A 23,657-nucleotide genomic window follows, 5' to 3' on the forward strand; every position below is an offset into this window, starting at 1 on the left:
AAGTAAAACCAAAAGGCTAGCCGTCATATCAGTATGGAGGTTGTCGAAAAAATAACAATGCCACAGAAGGAGAAAGAAAGCATCATCTCACAGACCGTTTCCAACTACGGAGGGAAGCTGATGTCTTATATTCGTCCGAAAGTGAAAAACACGGAGGATGCGGAAGATATTCTGCAGGAAGTGTGGTATCAGTTCAGTAGCCTTACGAATCTTTCTGAGATCGTAAACGTTGGGGGCTGGCTGTACAGGGTGACGGCGAATAAGATCACAGACCGTTACCGGAAAAAGAAAACAGAAAATCTTGAAGATTTCGTATATGAAGATGAAGACGGCAGTTTTTCTATCAAGGATATCCTTTTGATGGATGAAAGTGCCGGTCCTGAAGTGAAGATGTTTCAGGATGAGATCTGGAAAAAACTGTTTGAAGCGCTTGATGAACTTCCCGAAAAACAAAGGCTGGTCTATGTAGAAAATGAACTGAACGACAAAACCCTCCAGGAGATCGCCGATGAACAGGGAGAAAACATCAAAACCATCATCAGCAGAAAAAACTATGCTGTGAAGCACTTAAGAAACAGATTGAGAAAATTATACGAAGATTTAAAAAGTTAGAAAAAGAAATTATGAATCATAAACACAAAAAGGGTTGGATTTTTTTATTGCTGTGCCCGCCATTAATTTTAGCTGCCGTTACATGGATTGTCATGATGCTTTGGAACTGCCTTCTTCCGGAGATTTTAGGAGCAAAAACAATTACTTTCTGGCAGGCCATGGGAATATTGATCCTAAGCAAAATTCTTTTCGGAGGTTTCCACTTTGGTAAAGGAGTGAGAGATTTCAAGGAAAGAAAGATGAGAGAAAAAATGGCAGGTTTATCTCCTGAGGAAAGAGAGAAATTTAAAGAAGTCTGGAGAAATAAATGCTCCGGTGGATTCTTCAACAGAAATAACGAATAATCTGAAATTTTTAAAGAAGTAGTAAAGTAAAAATCAGCATTCATTCGTCTCTATAAAAAACAAGAAGTAGTAAAATTTAAAATTTTGAAAAAATGAAAAATTCAGCATTAAAAGGGGCTCTTGGAGCATTAGCCGTTGCAGGTGTAGCCTTAATCGCTAAAAAAGCAATACAGAGAAGAAGATTTATCAAAGGTATTTTTGATGAGTACGGAATCAAAGAAAAGTCACCTTTCGGACTGGCAGATAAGATCAGAGAAATGAATGAGGAAGACTATCAGGAACTGAAAGGGAAATTCAAAAAAGAATTCCGTTCAAGATGCTGCAAAAAGGATCATATGTGTGAAGCATAATCCATACAGGACTAAATTGAAATTGTTACATTCCGGCTCGGGAAGCGAAGCTTCCCGAGCCGGAATTTTTATATAAAATAGTCCCAGTAAAGACTTTTTAACACTATATTTGTTTCTTTCTAATTAAAAGCTATTTCCGGTTATGATGAGGTTTAGAAATATTTCGATTGTCATATTTTCATTTTTTTCGATCGTATTGTTTGCCCAAAAGTCACAACAAAAGCAATATGTTTTCTTTTTACACAATAAATTTTTGGAAGACCATTCTTTTGAGGAAAAACATCCCAAATATGGTGTTGCAGAATATGAGACAATACTCAACAAGCTGAGAGATCAAAATACGGTTGTTATTTCTGAGAAAAGAAAAGCTGGTACAGAACCATCTGTGTATGCTGAAATGGTAAAGAAACAGATTGATAGTCTCCTGAAAAAAGGAATTCCTGCCGGAAGAATAACAGTGGTAGGAACTTCTCAGGGAGGTTATATTGCACAATATGTCTCTTATTATGAAAAGAATCCACAATTGAAGTTTGTCTTCATCGGAGCTAGTTTCAAAGATGATTCTTTGGAAAAAGATAAAAATTTCAGATTGTATGGAAGGATCCTTTCCATTACAGAGAGATCAGATGACGGACATGTGCCAATGTCGTATGAACAGCGGTTCGTCAGATCTCACCTAAAAGATTTTAAAGAAATAGAACTTAATACGGGACTGAACCATGGCTTTCTTTTCAAAGCACTCGATGAGTGGATTGCTCCCACTAAGAAATGGGTTTCCAGTAAATAATTACGGTCGGTCTATGACCATTCTGTTCTTATGATTGAAGTTATTACGAAATGATCTGCGCAATCTGCGAGATCTGCGGGAAATATCTTCAATATGAAGCTGAGATTCCTTGCTTTGCTCGGAATGACAAACTCGCCGTTGAAATTTTATCGGAGATAAAATCATTGCGCCTTAAAAATATGCTGGCAGCTATAAAAAACTTTGCGCCCTTGCGTTTTTCCAACCAATAAATTCCGAGCTATATTGAGATGGCTTCACCTGCAGTTCGCAATGACTTTTTGATCCATATTTTCAACAAAAAATTACCGTAAACATCAAACGCAAAGAAAAATAAATCCTTATTTTTGTATTGCTCAATGAAAGATTACTACTATTTTCTCGGTATATCACAGGATGCTTCGGAAGAAGACGTCAAAAAAGCCTATCGTAAACTGTCTTTAAAATATCATCCCGATAAAAATGACAATGACGACTTTTTTGCAGACCGTTTCCGTGAGATTCAGGAGGCCTATGAGACCTTAAGTGATCGCGCACTCAGACGTACTTATGATCAGAATCTGGAAAATCATCAGCGAAGTTTCAGGTATAATATTCCGCCAGCCATCAAAACTTTTACAGCGAATAAAATTCATGCGAAAAAAGGAGAGGAGATTATCATCAACTGGCAGACGAGCAATGCTGATGTAGTAAAGGTATTGCCTTTTGGATTGGAAAAGCCGTATGGAGAGAGGATCTTCAAGATCACAGAATTTAAGGACGGAAAATTCCAGCTTCTGCTTCATGCAACGAATTCTCTTTTGCACAAAACGGTTGTTCAGGGAATCACCATCACAGAAGTTTTTGAAAATGATTCTGAAAAGTTCAAAAACTCGGTGGAAGAAATGTTTAAGCAGCAGCCCAGTACAAGAATTAACAAATCAGGTCAGCCTAAGATTATGATGCTGATCTGGGGAATTATTATTCTGGCAATTGCGATCTATATGCTGATCAAAAATTTCAGCTAGTTTATGCCATTTTCTTTCTTCCCGGGCATTTTTTACATCTTTTCCCTTTTTTGAATTTTTTACAACAGGATTTCTTTTCACAGAACATCTCTTCGTTATTGAATGAGTAAGGTGCCAATGGCGGAACTTTAAATGGGACAATCATATTCATGCTGCAAATATATTAATTTAGAATAAATATAATTAATAAAATTTCATAAAATTCTTACAACCTGATGAATAGCAGTAGCAAATTACTTTAAAGAGTTTTAGTGGAATTAAATTTGAACGGCAGACACTTTCAGTATAAGTATAAAAAATAGATGTTAAATACATTATATTTTTAAAAAAAATCGTTTAATAGATTCAATAATAAATGTGAAATTTATTGATGATATACACTAATTTAATAATAAACAAAGAACTTAATTATATATAAATTGATGGTTTTCCTTGTGTATTATGTATAGAATAATGGTTATTTTTGATGAAATTAATGTTAACCTTATCATAATTTACGAAATGCAAATTGTGAGAAAAGTCACAAATAGATGTGTGAATTATCACCTCTCTGGTACTCTTGTGAAATCATTCAAAAAATTGTAATTTTACCCATCTTTTTACAAACAAAATCTAATAAATAAAAATGAATACAGAACAGTTTGTGAGCCGTCACATTTCCCTTAATGAAGCCGATAAACAGGCGATGTTGGAGAAACTTGGCGTTTCTAGTATTGAAGAGTTAATTTCTCAAACCATCCCTTCTTCTATCCGTTTAGAGAAAGATCTTGAGATCTCGGAACCACTTTCTGAATACGAAATGTTGAACCACTCAAAAGAATTGGCATCTAAAAATACTGATTATACAAGTTATATCGGATTCGGATACCACAATACCCTTTTGCCTTCAGCAATCCAGAGAAATATTTTTGAAAACCCTAGCTGGTATACAGCGTATACTCCATATCAGGCAGAAATTGCACAGGGAAGACTTGAAGCTCTTCTTAATTTCCAGACTGTCGTATGTGATCTTACTGGTTTTGCACTGGCAAACGCATCTTTATTGGATGAATCTACGGCTGCTGCTGAAGCAATGCATATGTTCTTCAACAACAGATCTAAAGACCAGAAAAAAGCAGGAGCTAATAAGTTCTTCATTTCTGATCTTGTTCTTCCTCAAACCGTTTCTGTATTAAAAACAAAAGCTGAAGGGTTAGAAATTGAGATTGTAGTAGGAGATCATAAAACACACCAGTTTGATGGTTCTTATTATGGCGTTCTATTACAATATCCTGGTAAAAACGGAATCGTTTTAGACTATACTGAAGATATCGTAGAATATAAAAAACTTGATTTTCAGGTAGCAGTGGCTTGTGACCCGATGGCTTTGGTTAAACTAAAGTCTCCGGCAGAAATGGGTGCTGACTGTGCCGTAGGAACTACGCAGAGATTTGGTATTCCATTAGGATACGGAGGACCTCACGCAGCTTTCTTCGCTTGTAGAGAAGATTATAAAAGAGATATTCCGGGAAGAATTATCGGGGTTTCTCAGGATATGTACGGAAGACGTGCTTTAAGAATGGCATTACAGACCAGAGAGCAGCACATTAAAAGAGAGAAAGCTACTTCAAACATCTGTACAGCCCAGGTTCTTTTGGCTGTAATGGCAGGTATGTATGCTGTATATCACGGTCCGAAAGGATTAAACTATATCGCTGATCAGATTCACTTTAAAGCCAATGCTTTAAAAGGAGGTCTTAAAGCACTAGGGTATCAGGTAGTGGAAGAGCCAATCTTCGATACTGTGAAAATCACGATGCCTGAAGAAGAGAAAGCAAAGTTAGTAAGACTGATGCTTGATCACAGATTAAACTTAAACTATTTCACAGAAGGAGTAGTAAGCATTGCAATCAACGAAAGTACAACATTAGACAAATTAAACTATCTGATGGCTTCTTTCGCTCAGTTTAAAGACAAGCAGACTTTCAAATTAGAAATCAAAGAAGGATACAGCATTCCGGAAGAAAACTTAAGAAAAGACGAAATTCTTACAGAATCTGTATTCAACAAATACCACACGGAAACAGAATTGATGCGTTATATCAAGCGTCTTGAGAGAAAAGACTTATCATTGACCCACTCAATGATTTCTTTAGGATCTTGTACTATGAAACTGAACGCAGCGACTCAAATGTTACCGCTTTCATGGGAAAACTGGGGAGCAGTTCATCCATTCGTACCTGTGAACCAGGCTGAAGGATATCAGGAAATGATCCGTGAACTGGAGAAAGATTTAGCAGAAATTACAGGTTTTGCAGGAACTTCTCTTCAGCCAAACTCCGGAGCTCAGGGAGAATACGCAGGATTAATGGTGATCAGACAATATCATATCTCAAGAGGTGACCACCACAGAAATGTAGTATTGATCCCTCAGTCTGCACACGGTACCAACCCGGCTTCTGCTGCTATGGCAGGAATGAAAATCGTAGTCGTGAAAAACCTTGAAAACGGGGAGATCGACTTCGAAGATCTTAAAGCTAAAACAGAACTTCATTCAGCTAACTTATCTGCTGTAATGATCACTTATCCTTCTACTTATGGATTCTTTGATGCCAACATTAAAGAAATTACCAACCTTATCCATGAGCACGGAGGACAGGTATATATGGATGGTGCGAACATGAATGCTCAGGTAGGATTTACAAGTCCTGGAAATATCGGAGCTGACGTTTGCCACCTTAACCTTCACAAAACTTTCGCAATTCCTCACGGAGGCGGAGGTCCTGGAGTAGGTCCGATCTGTGTTGCTAAACACTTAGTACCTTTCCTTCCTTCCAATGCAAATATCAGAATTGGTTCTAAAGAAGCAATTGACGGTATTTCTGCAGCACCTTACGGCTCAGGATTGATCCTTAACATTTCTTATGCTTATATCAAAATGTTAGGAACTGAAGGTCTTAAAAAGGCTACAGGACATGCCATCATGAATGCTAACTACCTGAAAGAAATTTTAGCAGAGCATTTCCCAATCTTATATTCAAACGAAAACGGAAGAGTAGCTCACGAATGTATCGTAGATTTCCGTCAGTTCAAGTCTTTAGGAATTGAAGTAGCTGATGTGGCGAAGAGATTGATGGATTATGGTTTCCATGCTCCTACCGTTTCTTTCCCGGTTGCAGGTACACTAATGATTGAGCCTACAGAATCTGAAAGCAAGGCTGAAATTGATCGTTTTGCTGAAGCGTTGATCTCTATTAAAAAAGAAATCGATGAAATTGCAAACGGTGAAGCAGATGCTACCAACAACGTATTGAAAAATGCTCCTCATACAGAACAGCTGGTAATCTCTGATTCATGGGATAAACCATACAGCAGAGAAAAGGCAGCTTATCCGTTAGAGTGGGTAAGAGACCACAAATTCTTCGCTTCTGTATCAAGAGTAGATGAAGCTTACGGAGACAGAAACCTGGTATGTACTTGTGAGCCGATTGAAGCTTATATGTAATCTCAGTTTTTTAACGATAAAAAATCCCTTTCATTAATGAGAGGGATTTTTGTTTTTATTGAGTATTTTCTGTGCAGTAATCGTCATTGCGGGCGTAGCGAAGCAATCTCTTTAACGCAAATGTCGCGAGGATTTTTCGAGAACTAATTGTTTCAATGTTCGCAGAGGCGTTCCACTCAGCAAAGGTTAAACGATGTGTTTTTTCGACAAATTACGAGATTTGTACGTTCATTGTCATTGCGAGCGTAGCGAAGCAATCTCAACTTTACTAATTAATTCCATTTTGCAGCAAAAGCAACAATTGCAAAATAAATAGCAAGCATCATAATATTTGTAAAAAGATTGACTAAGAAGAATGGTAATAATAATTTCCAGCCCTTCTGTTTTGTTTTCAATGAAAGCCAGTAAAATGGAAATTCAATAACCAGAGTTGCTCCAAAACTGTACAAGAAACCAATAAAAAATCCTCCCAGTTCATATTCGCCTACCCTTGATTTCATACCCCAAAAGTCTGGATATCCGTTTACCAAAGAAAAATGAGGTGCAATGAAATAGTAACCTACAAACATAGAAACATAGTTGGCTGCAATGATCAGCCACTTTCTGTTTTGGAGATTGAATTTTTCTACAAGAAGTTTACTTTCAAAGGTTCCGATGATGAAGTTGATCCAGATCAGATGTAAAAAGCTAAACCAAATCATGGGAGAACCTGCATTAGCTAAAAGAAAATTGGGAATCAGTAAGATGATTAGCAGGAGATAGTTTTGGTTATTGGTTTGGATCATATAATAAAAAGGATGAAATTTAAATGTAGAATATTTATTGTGAAATGTTCGCGTTCTGTGATAAAAGTAAACAATTCTATTGAAATATTGGGGAAAACAGTCTGGATGATCGGGATTGAGTATTACAAATGATGGAGTCTTTATCGAATAGTTTGTACTTTTCTCTATAGTCTCCTTTTGGCTTAAAATGCCCCGTTTTTTGATCGTAAAGAAAAATATATTCTACAGGAATTTTTTTGTATGGGTTATCAACAGAATAACTGACTTTCCTGCCATTGATTGTTGTGTTGTCATACCAGAATCCATCCGGTGTTCGCTTCTGGATCAATACAAGTTTTCCTGTGAAAGCAATATCATTAAATCCGTCATTATTGTAGTCTTTAATTTTTAATTGCAGCTCATACGGTTCATAAATTTTGTTGTCTTCATGAGCATCATATGTTCTGACGTTACCCCCATAGATATCTTCTAAAGAGTCTGCTGTTATTTTGTAAATTTCATGACCTCCGTTTCCATGTGCTGTGACCGAGGTTGCCAGTAAGTACGGATTTTGTTTTGGGAAAATAGAAACAAATTGAGACCGTTCTGCTGATAAAATTTTAACAAGCTTCCCTTCTTGTGTTAATAAGAGTTGATTTTTCCACGGATATCCAGAATTTGGTCCTGTCTTCCAGTTGTATTCAACAAAGTAATACTCCTGATCTGAACCATTGATTTTCACCTTTTTGAATACCGTTATCTTTTCACCTTTTTGCTGAACAGGACTTTCATGGACATGAAGATCAAAAGCTTGCTGAAGATTTTTGATAAATTTTGAAGAGTCTTTAATTAAAGGGTAATCCGCAAGATATTCAAGCGGGATAGACATTGTAAGGTTGGGATTCTCTTTGTCTGTCTGTTGAACATTTTCTTTTTTGTGAGTACAATTCAAAATGAGCAAAGATAAAAGTGCTGACAGGAATGTTTTTTTCATTAGGGTTATTAGTTACGAAAGAGAAATTTTTTGAAATTTATTATATTTTAATGAAATGCCAGTCATTTAATTAAAATTTTTAAAACAAAATCACCTCCCAAAAACTGAGAGGTGCTTAGTATTTAAATTCCGGTTTTTTATCTTCGTTTAAAACTATACGCCAGCAAAATAGCAAAGCCCATAGTAACGCAGGTTATAATTGAAATGGTTTCAATGGAAATTCCACTTTTCATCTGTGTGTTTTCTTTTTCACATGAAAAAAAGAATAATAATGTCATGAACAGACATACCGATAGTAATTTTTTATCCATAAATGTATTTGTTTGGTTACGAAATGTTTATAGCAAAAAGTATACCGGATTTGTAGACTTTTAAAATATGTTCTATAAGAATTTACGTTATGACAAATAGTTAATTTTATGGACAATATTTTTTATTAATCCACGGTTTCCAAAATAGCAAAGGGAATGATTGATCAAAAATGCTGAAAAGGGAAGTAGATTACCGAAAAACTCTCTAAAATAAACCATGGTAATAATGAAAAAAATAACAGAAATAAGATTTAGCTTCCATAGGTTGACTTTATAGGTCAGTGTTTTGTTGTTTTCATCATACCTAAATTTTCCACTATCAATTAAAGATAAATAGTCCCAATTGGATCTTTCTTTGAAAAGACCTTCATTAAAAGAAACAAATCCAGGTCCGTAAAGAATATTTTGAACCTTTTTCTTACTTAACAGATCACGCACTGTGCAGATAACCTTATCTGAGGTTTTATCTTTTGTAATTTCTCTCTCAAAAGTATAAGTAAATGGGAACATATAGTTGTAAGCTTAGTTATTTGTTTTTCCTTCATCCCAATAATAAGTGTCCGGATAGATTCTTGCTCCAAAAACAGCAGTCCCCACCCGTACAATCGTGGCGCCTTCTTCAATGGCCGTTTCCAGATCGCTGCTCATTCCCATGGAAAGCTCTTTCATTTCTACGTTGGGGATATTTTCGGTGATGATGTCCTGCTGAAGTTTTTTCAGGATTTTAAAGCATGCTCTTACTTTCTCAGTTTCAGCACTGAATAAGCCAATCGTCATCAATCCCTTTATCTTTAAAGTAGAGTAGTTGGAAATCTTTCGGGTAAGTTCAATAGCCTGATCAGGATTAACTCCAAATTTGCTTTCTTCATTGGATGTATTCACCTGAATCAAAACATCCATTGTTCTGTTTTCAGCCAATAGTCTTTGATGAAGTTTTTCAGCAAGTTCCAGACGATCCAGAGACTGGACGCAGGTAACATCATATTTCAGGATATCTTTTATTTTATTGGTCTGAAGATGGCCTATAAAATGATTTTCGTGAGGAATGTCTTTCAGGTCTTCATATTTCTCCTTCAATTCCTGTACTTTGTTTTCTGCAATTAATTCCTGTCCGTTTTCCAAAGTAATTTTGATACGGTCTGCAGAAACAGTTTTAGTAGCGAGCAATAACCTGACATCATCAATATTCCTTCCGGATTGCTCACAGGCCTTTCTTATTCTTTCATTGATCAAAGTGAGGTTGTGGAGAATATCTTCTTTCATGATGGGATAATTTCTTTAGCCTCCAGTTTTTTTATTAAAGCAGCTTTGACGGCGGTTAAAGCATGGTCTTTAGCTTCAGCAAAAGAAACAGAGTATTTTCTTTCAATCGTTCTCAAATCTTCCGGAAACTTTGCTAACAATTGATTGTAGTACGAATCCAGAATTTCAGCGGAAGGCATTTCATAATTAATTTTTAGCTGGAAACGTCTTAAAAGGGCAGTATCAATAATCTCAGGATGATTGGTGGCACAGATTAAAAGCGCATTTTCAGGATAATAATCAATCAGCTGAATCAAAGTATTAACTAATCTTCTCATTTCGCCTACATCTTTATCATCGCTGCCTCTTGCTTTTCCGATCTGATCCAGTTCGTCAAGGAAAAGTACTGACCTTTCTCTGGCGGCTTTGTCAAAAATCATTTTGATATTCTGGGACGTTTCCCCGATACGGGAAGAAACAATATTACTAAGGTTTAAAATAATAATATTTTTTCCCAGAGCATTGGCAATGGCCTTGGCTGTCATTGTTTTTCCACATCCGGAACTTCCTTCAAGCAGAATCTTATGGTTAACCGGCAGGCCGTATTCCTGCAGTTCCTTAACATAAGCATGCTCCTTGATAAGCTGTACAAGCTGTTCCCTGTTGTTTGCGTTGAGAAATACTTCGTTAAGATTTACCTGTTCTTTGTCTTGAATAATAAGGTTGTACAGATTCATAATGACAATTAAAAATATTGAGTAAACAAAGATAAAGCTTTATTGGATGTCAAAAAGAATCCTGAAAAATAATAAACAGCTGGTCCAGCGTAAAATGGATTATAAATGATGAATGGCCGCTAACGAACAAAGCAGCATATTCTGTAAATATTCCTAAACATCGCTGAAAATCCTCGGAATCTGTGGGAAATACACCTTTTACATTTTACAGAAATCTCCTGATAAAAAAAATAAAGCCAGACTTGCGACCGGCTTTATTCATTGGATATTAAAATTTGTTATGAAACTAAGATCTTTCTGCTTATGTTTTTGGACCCTTTTACCCGATGGGTAAAAGAGCGATCTGATCTCTCAGACTAAAAACATAAAACAATATAATTAGTATAGATTTTCTATAGGCTTGTTTTGTTTTAAGATTAGTTTCTTTCTCTTCTTACTGTCATGAAATATGATGTAATTACGACTAAACCTGTTGCGATACCGATATAAGTTATCATTTTGTATTATTTTTAATTATTTGACTTTTTTTTATCAATCTTTCAATTGCAATATTACTACTTTCAAATCATGTGCCAAAGTAAAATACTATGATGTTTATCAGTGTATTAGCGTGTTTCAGGTTCATGTAATGGTGAATTTTTGTTTACAGTAAATTAATATATTATTTGGAATTTATTAATACTTTTATTATTCTATCTGTAAAATTATGTGAATGTGTTAATCGTTTATCGACTTCCATATTGGACTTGATAAAACAAATAATAAATAATGCTTAGCATAATATTGTTTTAAAGCGTATTTTTTGAACGTTAATTTTTTACTTCATACAGATTTTTATGTTAATAAAATTTATTTTTAACACTGATTTCTATGTTGGAATTTTTGTCAGCTGTCATATTTCATGTCAGAGAGAAATAGAAGTTTGTGTCACAACTGAAAATAAGACTGTCTGCTGACTGATGGCTTGGATGCCTTGTTTTTGAATTACCCGGAGGCTTTTACTACTTTTGTATAAAGAATGAATTTATGGGACGCAGTTATATTTTTCTTGCCTTAGCAATCATATTTGAAATTATTGCTACTACTTTTCTAAAAAAATCTGAGGAATTTTCCAAACTATGGCCATCTGTAGTAACAGTTGCCGGATATGCCTGCGCTTTTTATTTTTTAAGCCTTACCCTTCGTCAGATTCCTGTAGGAATTACCTACGCCATCTGGTCCGGCGTAGGGATTGTATTTATAACGATGATCGGAGTGGTAGCCTTCAAACAGATACCGGATCTGCCGGCTATCATTGGTATTGCCCTGATTGTAACCGGAGTGATTATTATCAATGTATTCTCAAAAATGGGAACTCATTAAACAATAATATCCTGCTGCATTTGCTGTTGCTTCCAATGTTCAGACCTTTTTTTGTATAAAAAGAACTTACCCAGTTTATATTTGAACTTTAAAAAGCCCCTGAACTCAATGCCGTCAAACAAAGTAAAAGGAATAGAAGGATTTTCAGCAAGAGACTGTTTTATGCCCTTACTGAAGACAGTAGGACCAGTAGTAGCATGTACATCATTCGGATACCGGTGATTATTGATATTATCAAGCATCAGTTCTAATGTCTTCTTAAGAAAAGGATGGTTTTTATTAAAAATAAGTCCCCATTGCACATATAAATTGGCATGTCTTTCCGCACTGATCACCGCTTCGTCACTTTCTTTGATAAGTTCACGGAAAGGCTTTACGATACTGCTGTCAATATCCAGATAGATGCCTCCTTTTTTATATAAAACAGCGTACCTGAAAAAGTCAGCTTTTGCAGCGCCAATTGTCAGTTTATGGTAGGTTTCAATATAGTTGGGAGGAAATTCTTTTATGAGAAATTTTTCAATATCACTGTCATCATAAAAGAAATAGCTGTATTCCGGGTTCTTCCTTTTCATATTCCAGATGTGATATCGTGTTATCAAAGGAAGTTTTTTAGTTTTAAAAGTCTGAAATATTTGTTTGGGTACTGCCATGTCCTGTTTTTAATAATCCTTATACAAATTCTTAAATCCTTTTCATCAGTGATGTGCATGCAGTAATAAGAGTTTTCATAAGGAGGAGGGAATTCCTGAAATTTGAAACAGCTTATGCCGGCTTTGTTTTTTGATTGTATTTTGAAGAAATGGTTAAAAGCCGGAAGAAGAAAATTTTAATTTTTTTTTAATCTCCCAGATTGTAAATTTTAATAATAAGTTCAGATATTGTAAAATCAGTTTTCTTTTTTTAATGGCTGAATGATGGATTGGAAAAAATTGAAGGTGAAAATCCTGTCGTAGAATATATCCAGGCTGTTTTCAATAATTGCATCAGTGTAGCAGGCGGTATCAGGCACAAATGTTTCCTCTACAAAAACAAACCAGAGTTCTGAGAGCCCAAATCTTCTTCTAAACTCTTCAGATGTATTGCTGTCGGGAACGGCAGAATGTTTCAGGTCACAAAACAGAATTCCTTTTTTCTTCCCTTCATGGTTTACAATATTAATGGAATGATGCAGATAGCTGAGAATTTTTATTTTTGCATCAAAACATTCTATAAAATGATGAAGATCGATAAGCTGTATTACTTTTTCTTCCTGTTGAGAAGCTGTCATAAAAAAACATTCCTGTGATATTTCCTGAGTCAGTTCCTGAAAAGTGGTTAATTCCATATGTGTTCATTTACAACACAAAGAAATAGAGAAAAGGAGAACACAAATTAGTTTTTATACAAAATGGCTGGTATTTTATACAAAATCCTGAAGGATGATCATTGGTATAATAAAATACCGGTTTTGTATAATAAAACAACTTTAATTTCCGTTATTGCCTATTTTTGTAATAAAATGAGCCTGCCATATGAAATATAGCCCTTGGAAATTTGAAGAAACCTTTGTGATCGATTTTCTGGTGGAAGCGAAATATGGATTCCGAAGGCATCTGCTGTTCCTGATCTTCTTTTTCTTTTTACTGTACAGCGCAAGATTCTGGCACTGGTATTCCGGAATATATCAGTACTATGTATTATTCTTTGTGTATGTGATTCTGATCGCAATGGTCTACATTAATATATATGTATTGGTTCCCCGGTTTTTCTTTAAAACAAAATATGTCACTTATCTTGTACTGCTGGTTCTTATGGGTGTGGTGGGACTTAATTTCATCGGGTATGGCTTCAAAACCTTCTTTGAAGAATTCAGGGTGAAAAATATTCTCAGAGAAAATGAAAAGGGAGGAATCTATGAAGGTGTTCTGATGTGCATTCCGATTATTATGACAACCACAACCATCAAACTGCTGCAGAAATGGATCAGTGATAATAAAAGAATCAATGAACTGAGCAATCTTACCCTGAATATGGAACTGAACGAATTGAGAAACCAGATCAATCCGCATTTTTTGTTCAACATGCTGAATAATGTAAAAGCATTGATCCGAACAGATCCGGCCAAAGCATCTGTAGTCATTGTAAAACTTTCCGAGTTTCTGAGATATCAGCTGTATGAAAACAGCGAAGAAAAAACGTTGCTGACTTCAGAGATTGATTTCCTGTCCAATTTTTTAAATCTTGAAAAAATAAGACGGGACAATTTCTCTTTTGACATTCAGGTCAATATTGATCACAGAATAATAAGCAGTACCTTTATTCCTCCGAATCTGTTTACCACTTTTGTAGAAAATGCGGTAAAACATAGTGTGGATCTTAGTGGAAGAGAATCCTGTGTGAAAATAGAAATCAATATCGATAATCGGCTGCTTTATTTCAGATGTGTGAATTCAAGAAGTGCAGGTTATCTTCCTGCGGACAAAAGGAGCAGTGGACTTGGGCTCGCCAATATCACAAGAAGACTGGAACTTCTTTATAATGATACTTTTGATTTGAAGATAGAATCTGATGATACAGAATATAGTGTAAATTTAAAAATTCCCGTGTGATGAATTGTATTATAATTGATGATGAACCTCTGGCAAGATCCGAGATGAGATCGCTGATCGCTGAAATTTCCGGTATCGGTATCCTTGGGGAATTTTCCAATGCGCTTTCTGCTCTCGAATTTCTTAAAGATAATGAGGTAGATCTTATTTTCCTTGATATAGAAATGCCTATGGTAACAGGTCTTGAATTTGCAGAAATGCTTCCGAAAAAATCACTGATCATTTTTACAACTGCCTATTCCCAGTATGCCCTGAAAAGCTATGAACTGGAAGCAGTAGATTATCTTTTGAAACCTATTGATCCTCAAAGGCTGGAAAAAGCAATTGATAAAGCGGTACTTTACACCGAACTTTTATCTAAGAATACCGTGAAAAATACGGTAGAATCTAATACCGCAGACTTCCTGTTCATAAAGGCAGAACGCAGGTTCTATAAAATCAGTTTTTCAGATATCAAATTTATTGAAGGGCTCAAAGACTATGTCGTTATTCATACAAAGCAGCAAAAGCTGATCACTGCAATGAATTTGAAAACCATTCATCAGAAGATTTCCGGGGAAACCTTTATCAGAGTCAGCAAATCCTACGTGGTGAATATGAATTATATAGATTCATTTGACAATCATAATATATACATTGAAGATTCCGAAATTCCTCTTGGTGAAGTCTACCGCTCCGAGTTTTTTACAAGATTTGCGGGAGGTCTTCTCAACTCAGACTAATACATGAGTAATAGGTAATGAGCTATAATATCAGTCAAATGATTAGAAAATTGGTGTAAATCTGTGTAATCAGTGGAAAAAAATAGCTAAGCCCGTTAGACAAATAAAAACAATCAACGGCTTCAGCCAAAACATAAAAATAGCGGTTTATTCAATAAAGCTTCTGATCCTTTTCACAATAAAAACTTCTTCTTTTTCCTACGCCGGTTTGTTTCTTAACCAATTTTTGTCCACAAACCGGACACACCGATTTTGTATGAACCAGCCAGTGCTTTTTCAGAACAAATTCTCTTTTCCATTTCAGAAAATCGAAACTGTAATTTCTGGCTTCAGCGATTAATTCTTTTCTTTTTTTAGCTGGAAGATTACCCACTAAGCTTTCCGGCTGTACGCCAATCCTGAAAAGAACCTCATTTTTAATAATATTTCCCACACCCGAAAAAATATCCTGATTCATCAATGCATCACAAACCATCATTTTCGGATTGGATTTCAATTTCTCTTCTGCTTTTTTGGGATTCCACTGATCGCTCATCACATCGGCTTCCCAATCAATGCTGGAGAGAAAATCAAGATCTACGGATTTCACAGAGCAGGTATAAAAATAAATACTTCCGGTAGCGAAAAACAAGGCTAAACGCAAACTTTTATCCGGCTTGGTCTGCTCATCAATGCTATAAGAGCCAAACATTAATAAATGAATCCGGATGGCTGCTTTTTCAAAAACGAGGTAAGTCTGTTTTCCAAAAGTACGGATTTCGAGAAGAGTCTGGCCAATGAAAGAATCTTTCTCAAATTGGGCATTCCCTGAAACTTCTGTCACTTGCTGTCCTGCAAATGGCTGCAGGCTTTCTTTCATTAATATGATGGATGGACCTTCAGGCATACGTTTGTTTTGAGATAAAGATTCAAATAATATTCCATAGCTGAATAAAACCTGATTTTTATCCCAAAACAAACCTGTTTAAAATATTTTTAGGCAAGTTTTTGTCCTACAAAACGAATGACGGAACCTGTCCCGTTGTGAAATAGTCCCTCATTGAGTTCTATTTCTGTTTCTGCTAATTCAATAATATCATAATCCGGAAAATCAGCTTTGATTTCTTCAATAGAAAATAAGGATTCAATATCCTTTGGACCGCCTACTTTCTCGTTCTTTGCAATATATTCAAGATGGTTTTTACTGAAAGCTTCGAAAATAATAAAACCGCCTTTACGCAGATACTGATTCAGCATCTGATGGATAGAAGATTTAATGTCTCCCGGGAAATGAGCATAAATAAGAGCAATGGCATCAAATTGTTCTTTCTGATAGTTCAACGTTGAAAGTTCTCCAACCTGATAATCAATGGTGGTTTCCAGTTGTTCTGCAAGTTGTAACGCTTTATTTCTGCCGTTTGCACTGATATCAAAAGCTGAAACCTGCCATCCCTGTGTTGCTGCGAAAACTGCATTCCGGCCTTCACCTTCAGCAGGAAAAAGTATTTTTCCGGGCGTTAACCGTGTTAATTGTTGTCTGAGATAATTGTTGGGTTCTGTTCCATACGCAAACTCTTTGGTGCTGTACCTTTCGTCCCATCTGTTGAGCCATGTGTTGTCTGTCATTGTATTAAGAATTTAAAATTGACATGAAGAAGAATCATTCATAATCTTCAATGTATTAGTTACACCAAATGTAAAATATTTCATCAAGTTTTCCGATCCCTAAAAAACGTTTACTATAATAGATTTTTTGAATGGAAGATCTCACTAATAAAAATCTAAATACTATTCCGTACAATTAAAATTTGGAGTAATTTTGAAAAATGATGAATTTAAACCAGATTTTCACCAATCAACGTACAGGAAACAATCCACAGACCAAAGCTTCGCGAACTGATTTTCAAAGGGATTTCGATAGAATTATCTTCTCTTCTGCCTTCAGAAGACTGCAGAATAAAACGCAGGTTTTTCCTCTTCCGGGAAGTGTTTTTGTGCACAACAGACTTACGCATTCTCTGGAAGTATCATCCGTAGGAAGAAGTTTAGGAAGTATTATCGGTGAATTTATTGCTGAAGATTTTAAAAACGACCTTACTGAAGATTCAAAGAATTTTTATCTCTATAACTTAGGAAATGTAATTGCAGCAGCGTGTTTGTGCCATGATGTGGGAAATCCTGCATTCGGACATTCCGGGGAAGATGCTATTGCAAGCTATTTTGAACGAAATGAAAAGGATCTGAAATCTAAGTTCAATGAAAAGGAGTGGGCGGATCTGGTTAATTTTGAAGGAAATGCCAACGCCATCAGAGTACTGGCACAACAGCAGCAAGGAAAAGATGCTGGTGGTATCCAGCTGACATTCTCTACACTGGCAAGTATTGCAAAATATCCGTGTGAAGCGGTAGCGAAAAAGAAAGGAATTATTCACAGGAAGAAATTCGGGTTTTTCCAGAATGAAAAAGATATTTTTCTGGAAATTGCCAAAGGAACACAACTTATTTCCGAAAGTGAAGAACCTCACATTTTCAAAAGACATCCTTTTGTGTGGCTGGTAGAAGCGGCTGACGATATCTGTTACAATATCATTGATATGGAAGATGCCCACAGATTGGGAATTGTTTCCACAGCAGACTGCAAAAACCTGTTTTTCGAGCTGGTAAAATCGGAGACGGATGATGTTCAGAGAATTGAAACAAAATTAAGCTCCATCTCTAATGAAAACGAACAGATTTCTTATTTAAGAGCAAAAGTAATCAATGCCTTGATCAATAAGTCGATTGAGATGTATAAGCATAACTTTGAAACAATTCTTGAAGGAAATCTTGGCAACGGCTTACTTGATATTTACAAGAAAGAAAACAAAGCATTACAGGATATTGAGAGTTTCTCGGTAGAAAAAATTTACAATCATAAAGCTGTTGTTGAAATTGAAAATGCAGGGTATAACGTAATGTACGAATTGCTGGATCATTTTATTCCCTCTATTCTGAAGTCTAAGGACAACAGAAAATCCTATGATGAAAAAGCTTTGAAACTTATTCCAAAGCAATTTATTTACAATGACGGCACTGATTATCAGAAAGTTCTTGGCGTGATTGATTTCGTTTCAGGAATGACAGATAATTATGCGACCGATTTATATAGAAAAATTAAAGGAATAGACATCGGAATGACCGTGTAGATTCTATTTACTGTAATAATTCACAAGCCTCTTCAATTAATGCCTGCATTAAAGTGGAGGCTTTTTTATGGTTTAGAGTGACTTTTACTCTAAAATTTGTAATTAACTCTATTTTTATTTTTCTTATATTTAAGCAGCTACTTACAAAAATGTTTTTAACAAAAACAGGTGGTGTGACAACATATTAATAAAAATTAAAACTATGAGTATATATTTTGCACCCGTTATTTTCTTCGGGCTTATCATTTTATTCGCTTCGTTTTTTGTCGTTAAGCAGGAAACAGCAGCAATTATAGAACGTTTCGGGAAATTCCGTGCGGTAAAGCATTCAGGTCTTCACCTTAAGCTGCCCATCATAGATCAGATTGCCAAAAGACTTAATCTGAGAATTCAGCAGCTGGATGTCATGATTGACACCAAAACATTAGACAATGTTTTCATCAAAATGAAAATTTCTGTTCAGTATCAGGTCATCAGAAGCCAGGTGGGAGATGCTTATTATCGTTTGGAAAATCCTGAAAATCAAATTACTTCTTTTGTTTTTGATGTCGTAAGAGCAGAAGTTCCCAAGCTGAAGCTTGATGATGTTTTTGTAAGAAAAGATGACGTGGCCATTGCGGTGAAAAGCGAGCTTCAGGATGCCATGAACAGTTATGGATATGATATTATCAAAGCTTTGGTAACAGATATTGATCCGGATGAGCAGGTAAAACATGCCATGAACAGGATCAATGCAGCAGAAAGAGAAAAAACCGCTGCTGAATACGAATCTGAAGCACAAAGAATCAGAATTGTTGCGGTGGCAAAAGCAGAAGCAGAATCCAAGAAATTACAAGGGCAGGGAATTGCCGACCAGAGAAGAGAAATTGCCAAAGGGCTTGAAGAGTCTGTAAGAATGCTGAATAATGTGGATATCAATTCTCATGAAGCATCAGCATTGATTGTGGTGACACAGCATTATGATACTTTACATTCTGTGGGCGCCAGCAACAGAAGTAATCTTGTACTCCTTCCCAATTCACCCACAGCAGCCAGCGGAATGCTGAACGATCTTGTAGTGGCGATGACAACAGCCAACACAGTAGGAGAGGCTACGAAAGGAAAATATCCTGATCCTCCACAAAAAGAGACTGGGTTTTAAGATAAAAGAAAGTAAAAAGAAAGACAGAAATAAACACTTAAAAATGGATCATTTGCTGACTTTTTCGGATCGTCCAAAAGCAACTTCTGGCTTCGTTCTTCCAGCTTCCAGCAATAAAAAACCGCTTCTGAATTTTCAGAAGCGGTTTTTTATTGATTATTTCTTCGTTTTAGAAACCTGTTCCACCAATGTATATTTGATGGAAGAAGCATCTGCCGGAGGATTAGCGATTTTTTCTGTTTTTACTTTTAAAACATATTCGTAACCCGGCTCATAAGTGAAGCCTTCAATAGGGCTGTAGAAATTCGTCCAGTCTGCAGAAGTACTTTCTTTTACCTGCATGCATTGCATACGGCCGGCTCCGGCAGAACACTCTACGGTTTGTGGTCCTATGATAATTGTTTTTTCATCGGCTGCCAGTTCTGCTTTTTTCGTTTTAGAAACCTGCTTTACCAAAGTGTATTTTATGGAAGATCCGTCAGCCGGAGGATTTTCAATTTTTTCTGTTTTTACTTTTAAAACATATTCATATCCCGGTTCATAAGTGAATCCTTCGATATTGCTGTAGAAATTCGTCCAGTTTCCGGAAGCGTTTTCTTTTACCTGCAGACATTTCATAGGAGCTACTCCTGTACAATCTGCTGTTTGTGGTCCTACGATGAATGTTTTTTCATCACCTGCGGATGCATTGGCTGTGGTTGTACATTGCGTCATTGCGAATAATGCTAATGCGGGTGCTGTCCCTTTTAGAATTGTTGCTATACTTTTCATAAACTTGATTTTCCCCATACCTCGCAATTACTGTGCCGAAAAAAAATACTGAATTTGTAGTACTTCTGCTATTGTTTTTTACTTTTTTAATTGTTTAATTTGAATTTCTTAAACACTAACCAAAATATAATTCTTATAATAAATATGGATAATCAAATGCAAGTTGAAAATTACAGGATTCAAAAACCTGAAATGTGGGCAGGAAATATCGGGGATGAGGAAATAAAGAACCGAATCAAAGACTCCGAATTTGCCAGAAGACAAATTGATGAAGGTCGTGATTACTGCTATTTTTTAGACAAAAAATACTATACAAGCAATACGGAAAACAGTGAGTACGTCTGCATGGCGTATACTCTGAACGAACCTGGAAACCTGGAAAGAGCTTCTGTTTCTGATGTGATTGTGGAGGAAAATGAAGTTTACCAGATTCACAGAATCAGTGTGTTGAGGGATGGAGTGCTGATCGATAAGATTCCGGACACAAAAATAAAGGTTCTCGACAGTGAAAACCAAAGCAGTGGAGGAGTTCTTAGCAGTAATAAAAAAATCAATATTACCATTAAAGATCTTAGGCTGTATGATGTTCTGATCTTGGAAGATTCAAGGATCAAAGAGTTTACAGACCGTGATTTTCTAAGAAAGGAATTCTCAAAGTATGTCTGGGTAAGTCCCGATAACTATTGGGCTTATGGAAGTTTTAAATTTACGTTCATCAACGAACGTGAACAGACTATTGCCTATAAAAAAACATTTTTCAGAGATGAGCAGGGAAATGTCCTTGAACCGGAGATCAGTTATCTGAAAAAAGGAGACAGATTTGTCATTGAAGAAGAGAATTATATCAACCCTGTAGATTCAGGTCGTGAAATTTTTCCTTATGTAGATTTTGCTACAGAAAGTAACTGGAAAGACCTTTCCAACTATATTGTACCGTTCTATGAGGAAATTTTTAACAAGTCTTCTTTACAGGATTTTGCTCCCAATCTGGTTGAAAAACTGGATGCCATTGCTGATCAGGATGAAAAACTGCAGTTTGCCATAGAATATGTACAAAATCATATCTATTATGTCTTCAATGCAGATGAAATGAATGGTCATAAGCCACAGGAACCATCAGTAACGTATGAAAATAAACAGGGCGATTGTAAGGCAAAATCGGTTTTATTGAAAGTAATCCTTGATTATATAGGAGTAGACGCCTCTGTAGTGCTGGTTAATTTTAATACGGATTATTATATTAAATACTATCTGCCATCCTTGTTAAGTTTCAATCATGTTGTTGTAAAAGTGAATTATAAGGGTGAAGAATATTTCATTGATGCAACCATCCGTGATGAATTCGGATTGATTGAAAACAGAGGTTTTATCTATTTTATGCATTATCTGGAAGTGAAGAAAGATCAGGAGCTTCAGGTAAGAAAATCTTATAAATTCCCTTATTTTTGTATTGATGAAAGAGTAGATTTAAATGCACAGGGCAATACCGGAAAGCTTACTTTATCAACGACTTATAAAGGAAACAGAGCCAATGCTATGAGAAGGTATTTTAAAAGTACCAATAAAAGAGAAATTATAGACAGCTGGAACAGCTTCCTTTTCTATGCGCTTAATTATTCAGGCGACCGCAATGGTACAGATGTCCGAAACGTATTCAAAGATGCTGCTATTGATGTAGTAAGTGATGATAAAAGACTGAATGAAGTTAAGATCCAATATACTGCAACCATTGAAAATCCTTACTTTGTGGATCCACAGAAAAACCGTTTTCTGATGTACTTTGACCGGAATGTAGTGAAGGCGAGTGCAAGAGATTTCATCCATAAAGATTTACCTTTCTGGCATAATTTCGACAGTGAGAAATATGAAATTAATTTGCAGACGGATCAGAAAATTGATGTTGAAGAAAAATATACAGTTCAGGAAAGTACAATATCCAACCCGTATTTTGACTATAAAAGCCGAAAAAAAGTACACAAAAACGGGGCAAGTGTTTATATTGAATACAATCCTCTGATCAATATTGAAATTCCGCAAAGTGAGTTTGAACAATTCCGAACAGATCATCATACTGTTGCCGACAGCAATTTCGGATTGGGAATTGATATCATTGAACCGGGACTCATGAATATGCTTAAATTCAGTTTTAAGAAGAAGTTTAAATAGAGCTTTGAATTTAAAGTTTAAAGTTTAAGGTTTAGAATTACGGCGGGCGGCGAAGCCGCCCGCCGTAATTCTTTACTCACTATTATATTCGTTTACAATCAAAAAAACACAAATTCATTATGTCTAAGATATTTTTTCTTGCCTCTTTTCTGACCGTTTCTCTGGTCAGTGCCCAAAAATTAACCAAAGAAAACGTTACAGGATTCTGGAAACTGAAGGAAGCCGGATTTTATGAAGGTAAAAATAAAGTGATAAAAGAATTCGATAACTGCCGCCTGATGAGAAATTATGCCATCAGGGAAGATGGTTTTGCCATTTATAATTATGTAGAAGGGAAGTCGGGTGACTGCAGTCCATCTGAACCAAGACTGTCTTTTTGGAGGATTGTTGAAAACAGGATCCAGTTTTATGTAGATGATAAAAATATCCTTGAAGAAGTGGAAGTAACAATCAATAAAGATCATACGATAACCTTTTCAAGCTATATTCCTGAACCGAAAAAAGTAAACGGAGATGCATTCGCTGAAAAAATAGCCAACACGGTTCATTACGACATACTTGAAAAACAATACTAACCGTAAACATAAAATTTTTAACGTATGAATTATGTAACAGTCATCTATCTCCTGAATCTGGTATTGTATGGCATGTATTTCTTTGGAAGAATGGGCAGTGAAGTTGATGTATCAGGACTGGATTATGTCGTTTCCGGAATTTTGTCTTTATTTCTGATCCTCGGCGGATATCTGAATGCAAAAAAAGGAATGATCTACAGAACGGTCCTATGGATGTTTTTTGTGAATGTCTTCTTATTCCTTTGTTCCGGCTTGTTTGATCAGTTTGGTAATGATTTTAATATTCTTTCTACAGGTAATAGTGACAGTTTTCTTTTTACATTGGCACTGCTTGTTTATAACGGATATCTTTTTCCTCTGACAGTTATTCTTGAGGGCTCAGGCATAGCATTGTTATTTCCGGTTGTACTGTCATTTATTCTGCCTTCAACAGGATATATGATAGGGAAGAAACTCCATCAGAATAAACAGAATTCTACCAACATATAGTCATTGCGAACCGAAGGTGAAGCAATCTCAATCTAAAAGTAAAGGTT

The 23,657-nt window shown here is 35.8% G+C and carries 25 protein-coding genes; 14 read left to right on the forward strand and 11 right to left on the reverse strand.

The window, feature by feature from the left end; all coding sequences use genetic code 11:
* Nucleotides 1-57: 57 nt before the first annotated feature.
* The 5 genes from AC5YGI_RS17690 (at nt 58) to AC5YGI_RS17710 (ending at nt 3,097) form a co-directional block, all read left to right on the forward strand.
* A complete protein-coding gene (locus tag AC5YGI_RS17690; protein WP_228406519.1) occupies nt 58-612 on the forward strand; it encodes an RNA polymerase sigma factor in 555 nt (184 codons plus the stop codon).
* 11 nt (nt 613-623) lie between these two features.
* The gene (locus AC5YGI_RS17695; protein WP_047433535.1) at nt 624-956 is read left to right on the forward strand and encodes a hypothetical protein; all 333 of its coding nucleotides are present in this window, start codon (nt 624-626) and stop codon (nt 954-956) included.
* 92 nt (nt 957-1,048) lie between these two features.
* A complete protein-coding gene (locus AC5YGI_RS17700; protein WP_330746830.1) occupies nt 1,049-1,306 on the forward strand; it encodes a hypothetical protein in 258 nt (85 codons plus the stop codon).
* Between the two features lie 142 nt (nt 1,307-1,448).
* A complete protein-coding gene (locus tag AC5YGI_RS17705) occupies nt 1,449-2,093 on the forward strand; it encodes an alpha/beta hydrolase (RefSeq protein ID WP_496169090.1) in 645 nt (214 codons plus the stop codon).
* A 356-nt stretch (nt 2,094-2,449) separates the two neighbouring features.
* Nucleotides 2,450-3,097, forward strand: coding sequence for a J domain-containing protein (locus tag AC5YGI_RS17710; protein ID WP_496169091.1), 648 nt, complete (start codon nt 2,450-2,452; stop codon nt 3,095-3,097).
* A 1-nt stretch (nt 3,098) separates the two neighbouring features.
* Here AC5YGI_RS17710 and AC5YGI_RS17715 read toward each other — a convergent pair whose 3' ends face one another.
* Nucleotides 3,099-3,248 (reverse strand): hypothetical protein, encoded by a 150-nt coding sequence (locus tag AC5YGI_RS17715; protein WP_164723264.1) that lies wholly within the window; start codon nt 3,246-3,248, stop codon nt 3,099-3,101.
* 474 nt (nt 3,249-3,722) lie between these two features.
* On the opposite strand from AC5YGI_RS17715, the gene gcvP reads away from it, so the two are divergent.
* Nucleotides 3,723-6,581: an aminomethyl-transferring glycine dehydrogenase gene (gene gcvP / locus AC5YGI_RS17720; protein WP_330746827.1), complete on the forward strand. Its 2,859-nt coding sequence runs from the start codon at nt 3,723-3,725 to the stop codon at nt 6,579-6,581.
* 272 nt (nt 6,582-6,853) lie between these two features.
* Here the strand turns inward: gcvP and AC5YGI_RS17725 are convergent, their stop codons facing one another.
* The 5 genes from AC5YGI_RS17725 to AC5YGI_RS17745 form a co-directional block, all read right to left on the reverse strand.
* Nucleotides 6,854-7,366 carry a hypothetical protein gene (locus AC5YGI_RS17725; protein WP_202838600.1) on the reverse strand — a complete coding sequence of 171 codons (513 nt, stop codon included), beginning with the start codon at nt 7,364-7,366 and terminating at the stop codon, nt 6,854-6,856.
* Nucleotides 7,367-7,442: 76 nt separating this feature from the next.
* The gene (locus tag AC5YGI_RS17730) at nt 7,443-8,339 is read right to left on the reverse strand and encodes a hypothetical protein (protein WP_496169092.1); all 897 of its coding nucleotides are present in this window, start codon (nt 8,337-8,339) and stop codon (nt 7,443-7,445) included.
* Between the two features lie 137 nt (nt 8,340-8,476).
* Nucleotides 8,477-8,650 carry a hypothetical protein gene (locus AC5YGI_RS17735; protein WP_185114222.1) on the reverse strand — a complete coding sequence of 58 codons (174 nt, stop codon included), beginning with the start codon at nt 8,648-8,650 and terminating at the stop codon, nt 8,477-8,479.
* A 522-nt stretch (nt 8,651-9,172) separates the two neighbouring features.
* Complete coding sequence (locus AC5YGI_RS17740; protein ID WP_330746825.1) at nt 9,173-9,913, reverse strand: YggS family pyridoxal phosphate-dependent enzyme; 741 nt, start codon at nt 9,911-9,913, stop codon at nt 9,173-9,175.
* Nucleotides 9,910-10,629 (reverse strand): AAA family ATPase, encoded by a 720-nt coding sequence (locus tag AC5YGI_RS17745; protein ID WP_330746824.1) that lies wholly within the window; start codon nt 10,627-10,629, stop codon nt 9,910-9,912. The genes AC5YGI_RS17740 and AC5YGI_RS17745 overlap by 4 nt, the downstream gene beginning before the upstream one ends.
* A gap of 1,026 nt (nt 10,630-11,655) precedes the next feature.
* On the opposite strand from AC5YGI_RS17745, the gene AC5YGI_RS17750 reads away from it, so the two are divergent.
* Entirely contained in the window at nt 11,656-11,991 is a 336-nt protein-coding gene (locus AC5YGI_RS17750) for a DMT family transporter (RefSeq protein ID WP_330746823.1), read from the forward strand.
* Here AC5YGI_RS17750 and AC5YGI_RS17755 read toward each other — a convergent pair.
* Nucleotides 11,988-12,644, reverse strand: coding sequence for a glycosyltransferase family 32 protein (locus tag AC5YGI_RS17755; RefSeq protein ID WP_330746822.1), 657 nt, complete (start codon nt 12,642-12,644; stop codon nt 11,988-11,990). The two genes, AC5YGI_RS17750 and AC5YGI_RS17755, sit on opposite strands and share 4 nt — an antisense overlap.
* A gap of 236 nt (nt 12,645-12,880) precedes the next feature.
* The gene (locus AC5YGI_RS17760) at nt 12,881-13,318 is read right to left on the reverse strand and encodes a hypothetical protein (RefSeq protein ID WP_330746820.1); all 438 of its coding nucleotides are present in this window, start codon (nt 13,316-13,318) and stop codon (nt 12,881-12,883) included.
* Between the two features lie 187 nt (nt 13,319-13,505).
* Between AC5YGI_RS17760 and AC5YGI_RS17765 the strand changes: the two genes are divergently transcribed.
* Nucleotides 13,506-14,582 (forward strand): sensor histidine kinase, encoded by a 1,077-nt coding sequence (locus AC5YGI_RS17765; protein WP_330746819.1) that lies wholly within the window; start codon nt 13,506-13,508, stop codon nt 14,580-14,582.
* On the forward strand, nt 14,582-15,304 hold the full coding sequence (locus AC5YGI_RS17770; protein WP_202838607.1) for a LytR/AlgR family response regulator transcription factor: 723 nt from the start codon (nt 14,582-14,584) through the stop codon (nt 15,302-15,304). Before AC5YGI_RS17765 ends, AC5YGI_RS17770 begins: the two co-directional genes overlap by 1 nt.
* Nucleotides 15,305-15,455: 151 nt before the next feature.
* Here the strand turns inward: AC5YGI_RS17770 and AC5YGI_RS17775 are convergent, their stop codons facing one another.
* Nucleotides 15,456-16,190, reverse strand: coding sequence for a DNA-formamidopyrimidine glycosylase family protein (locus AC5YGI_RS17775; RefSeq protein ID WP_330746818.1), 735 nt, complete (start codon nt 16,188-16,190; stop codon nt 15,456-15,458).
* 89 nt (nt 16,191-16,279) lie between these two features.
* Nucleotides 16,280-16,909 (reverse strand): class I SAM-dependent methyltransferase, encoded by a 630-nt coding sequence (locus AC5YGI_RS17780; RefSeq protein ID WP_330746817.1) that lies wholly within the window; start codon nt 16,907-16,909, stop codon nt 16,280-16,282.
* Between the two features lie 203 nt (nt 16,910-17,112).
* Here AC5YGI_RS17780 and AC5YGI_RS17785 point away from each other — a divergent pair, with 203 nt between their 5' ends.
* Both AC5YGI_RS17785 and AC5YGI_RS17790 read left to right on the forward strand, forming a co-directional pair.
* Nucleotides 17,113-18,468, forward strand: a complete 1,356-nt coding sequence (locus tag AC5YGI_RS17785) for a deoxyguanosinetriphosphate triphosphohydrolase (protein WP_330747668.1) — start codon at nt 17,113-17,115, stop codon at nt 18,466-18,468.
* A gap of 202 nt (nt 18,469-18,670) precedes the next feature.
* A complete protein-coding gene (locus AC5YGI_RS17790) occupies nt 18,671-19,609 on the forward strand; it encodes an SPFH domain-containing protein (RefSeq protein ID WP_110010426.1) in 939 nt (312 codons plus the stop codon).
* A 156-nt stretch (nt 19,610-19,765) separates the two neighbouring features.
* Here the strand turns inward: AC5YGI_RS17790 and AC5YGI_RS17795 are convergent, their stop codons facing one another.
* Nucleotides 19,766-20,380 carry a DUF4377 domain-containing protein gene (locus tag AC5YGI_RS17795; RefSeq protein ID WP_330746816.1) on the reverse strand — a complete coding sequence of 205 codons (615 nt, stop codon included), beginning with the start codon at nt 20,378-20,380 and terminating at the stop codon, nt 19,766-19,768.
* Nucleotides 20,381-20,536: 156 nt separating this feature from the next.
* Here AC5YGI_RS17795 and AC5YGI_RS17800 point away from each other — a divergent pair, with 156 nt between their 5' ends.
* The 3 genes from AC5YGI_RS17800 (at nt 20,537) to AC5YGI_RS17810 (ending at nt 23,610) form a co-directional block, all read left to right on the forward strand.
* Entirely contained in the window at nt 20,537-22,546 is a 2,010-nt protein-coding gene (locus AC5YGI_RS17800) for a hypothetical protein (protein WP_442879189.1), read from the forward strand.
* Between the two features lie 119 nt (nt 22,547-22,665).
* The gene (locus AC5YGI_RS17805; protein ID WP_330746814.1) at nt 22,666-23,121 is read left to right on the forward strand and encodes a lipocalin-like domain-containing protein; all 456 of its coding nucleotides are present in this window, start codon (nt 22,666-22,668) and stop codon (nt 23,119-23,121) included.
* Between the two features lie 24 nt (nt 23,122-23,145).
* On the forward strand, nt 23,146-23,610 hold the full coding sequence (locus tag AC5YGI_RS17810) for a hypothetical protein (RefSeq protein ID WP_330746813.1): 465 nt from the start codon (nt 23,146-23,148) through the stop codon (nt 23,608-23,610).
* The last annotated feature ends 47 nt before the right edge of the window (nt 23,611-23,657 follow it).

This window comes from Chryseobacterium sp. CS3K3.1, from assembly GCF_059515165.1.

Bases quoted from the DNA above. Each gene is read 5' to 3' on its own strand.
- AC5YGI_RS17690 (WP_228406519.1), top strand. From the start codon at position 58: ATGCCACAGAAGGAGAAAGAAAGCATCATCTCACAGACCGTTTCCAAC.
- AC5YGI_RS17695 (WP_047433535.1), top strand. From the start codon at position 624: ATGAATCATAAACACAAAAAGGGTTGGATTTTTTTATTGCTGTGCCCG.
- AC5YGI_RS17700 (WP_330746830.1), top strand. From the start codon at position 1,049: ATGAAAAATTCAGCATTAAAAGGGGCTCTTGGAGCATTAGCCGTTGCA.
- AC5YGI_RS17705 (WP_496169090.1), top strand. From the start codon at position 1,449: ATGATGAGGTTTAGAAATATTTCGATTGTCATATTTTCATTTTTTTCG.
- AC5YGI_RS17710 (WP_496169091.1), top strand. From the start codon at position 2,450: ATGAAAGATTACTACTATTTTCTCGGTATATCACAGGATGCTTCGGAA.
- AC5YGI_RS17715 (WP_164723264.1), bottom strand. From the start codon at position 3,248: ATGAATATGATTGTCCCATTTAAAGTTCCGCCATTGGCACCTTACTCA.
- gcvP (WP_330746827.1), top strand. From the start codon at position 3,723: ATGAATACAGAACAGTTTGTGAGCCGTCACATTTCCCTTAATGAAGCC.
- AC5YGI_RS17725 (WP_202838600.1), bottom strand. From the start codon at position 7,366: ATGATCCAAACCAATAACCAAAACTATCTCCTGCTAATCATCTTACTG.
- AC5YGI_RS17730 (WP_496169092.1), bottom strand. From the start codon at position 8,339: ATGAAAAAAACATTCCTGTCAGCACTTTTATCTTTGCTCATTTTGAAT.
- AC5YGI_RS17735 (WP_185114222.1), bottom strand. From the start codon at position 8,650: ATGGATAAAAAATTACTATCGGTATGTCTGTTCATGACATTATTATTC.
- AC5YGI_RS17740 (WP_330746825.1), bottom strand. From the start codon at position 9,913: ATGAAAGAAGATATTCTCCACAACCTCACTTTGATCAATGAAAGAATA.
- AC5YGI_RS17745 (WP_330746824.1), bottom strand. From the start codon at position 10,629: ATGAATCTGTACAACCTTATTATTCAAGACAAAGAACAGGTAAATCTT.
- AC5YGI_RS17750 (WP_330746823.1), top strand. From the start codon at position 11,656: ATGGGACGCAGTTATATTTTTCTTGCCTTAGCAATCATATTTGAAATT.
- AC5YGI_RS17755 (WP_330746822.1), bottom strand. From the start codon at position 12,644: ATGGCAGTACCCAAACAAATATTTCAGACTTTTAAAACTAAAAAACTT.
- AC5YGI_RS17760 (WP_330746820.1), bottom strand. From the start codon at position 13,318: ATGGAATTAACCACTTTTCAGGAACTGACTCAGGAAATATCACAGGAA.
- AC5YGI_RS17765 (WP_330746819.1), top strand. From the start codon at position 13,506: ATGAAATATAGCCCTTGGAAATTTGAAGAAACCTTTGTGATCGATTTT.
- AC5YGI_RS17770 (WP_202838607.1), top strand. From the start codon at position 14,582: ATGAATTGTATTATAATTGATGATGAACCTCTGGCAAGATCCGAGATG.
- AC5YGI_RS17775 (WP_330746818.1), bottom strand. From the start codon at position 16,190: ATGCCTGAAGGTCCATCCATCATATTAATGAAAGAAAGCCTGCAGCCA.
- AC5YGI_RS17780 (WP_330746817.1), bottom strand. From the start codon at position 16,909: ATGACAGACAACACATGGCTCAACAGATGGGACGAAAGGTACAGCACC.
- AC5YGI_RS17785 (WP_330747668.1), top strand. From the start codon at position 17,113: ATGAATTTAAACCAGATTTTCACCAATCAACGTACAGGAAACAATCCA.
- AC5YGI_RS17790 (WP_110010426.1), top strand. From the start codon at position 18,671: ATGAGTATATATTTTGCACCCGTTATTTTCTTCGGGCTTATCATTTTA.
- AC5YGI_RS17795 (WP_330746816.1), bottom strand. From the start codon at position 20,380: ATGAAAAGTATAGCAACAATTCTAAAAGGGACAGCACCCGCATTAGCA.
- AC5YGI_RS17800 (WP_442879189.1), top strand. From the start codon at position 20,537: ATGCAAGTTGAAAATTACAGGATTCAAAAACCTGAAATGTGGGCAGGA.
- AC5YGI_RS17805 (WP_330746814.1), top strand. From the start codon at position 22,666: ATGTCTAAGATATTTTTTCTTGCCTCTTTTCTGACCGTTTCTCTGGTC.
- AC5YGI_RS17810 (WP_330746813.1), top strand. From the start codon at position 23,146: ATGAATTATGTAACAGTCATCTATCTCCTGAATCTGGTATTGTATGGC.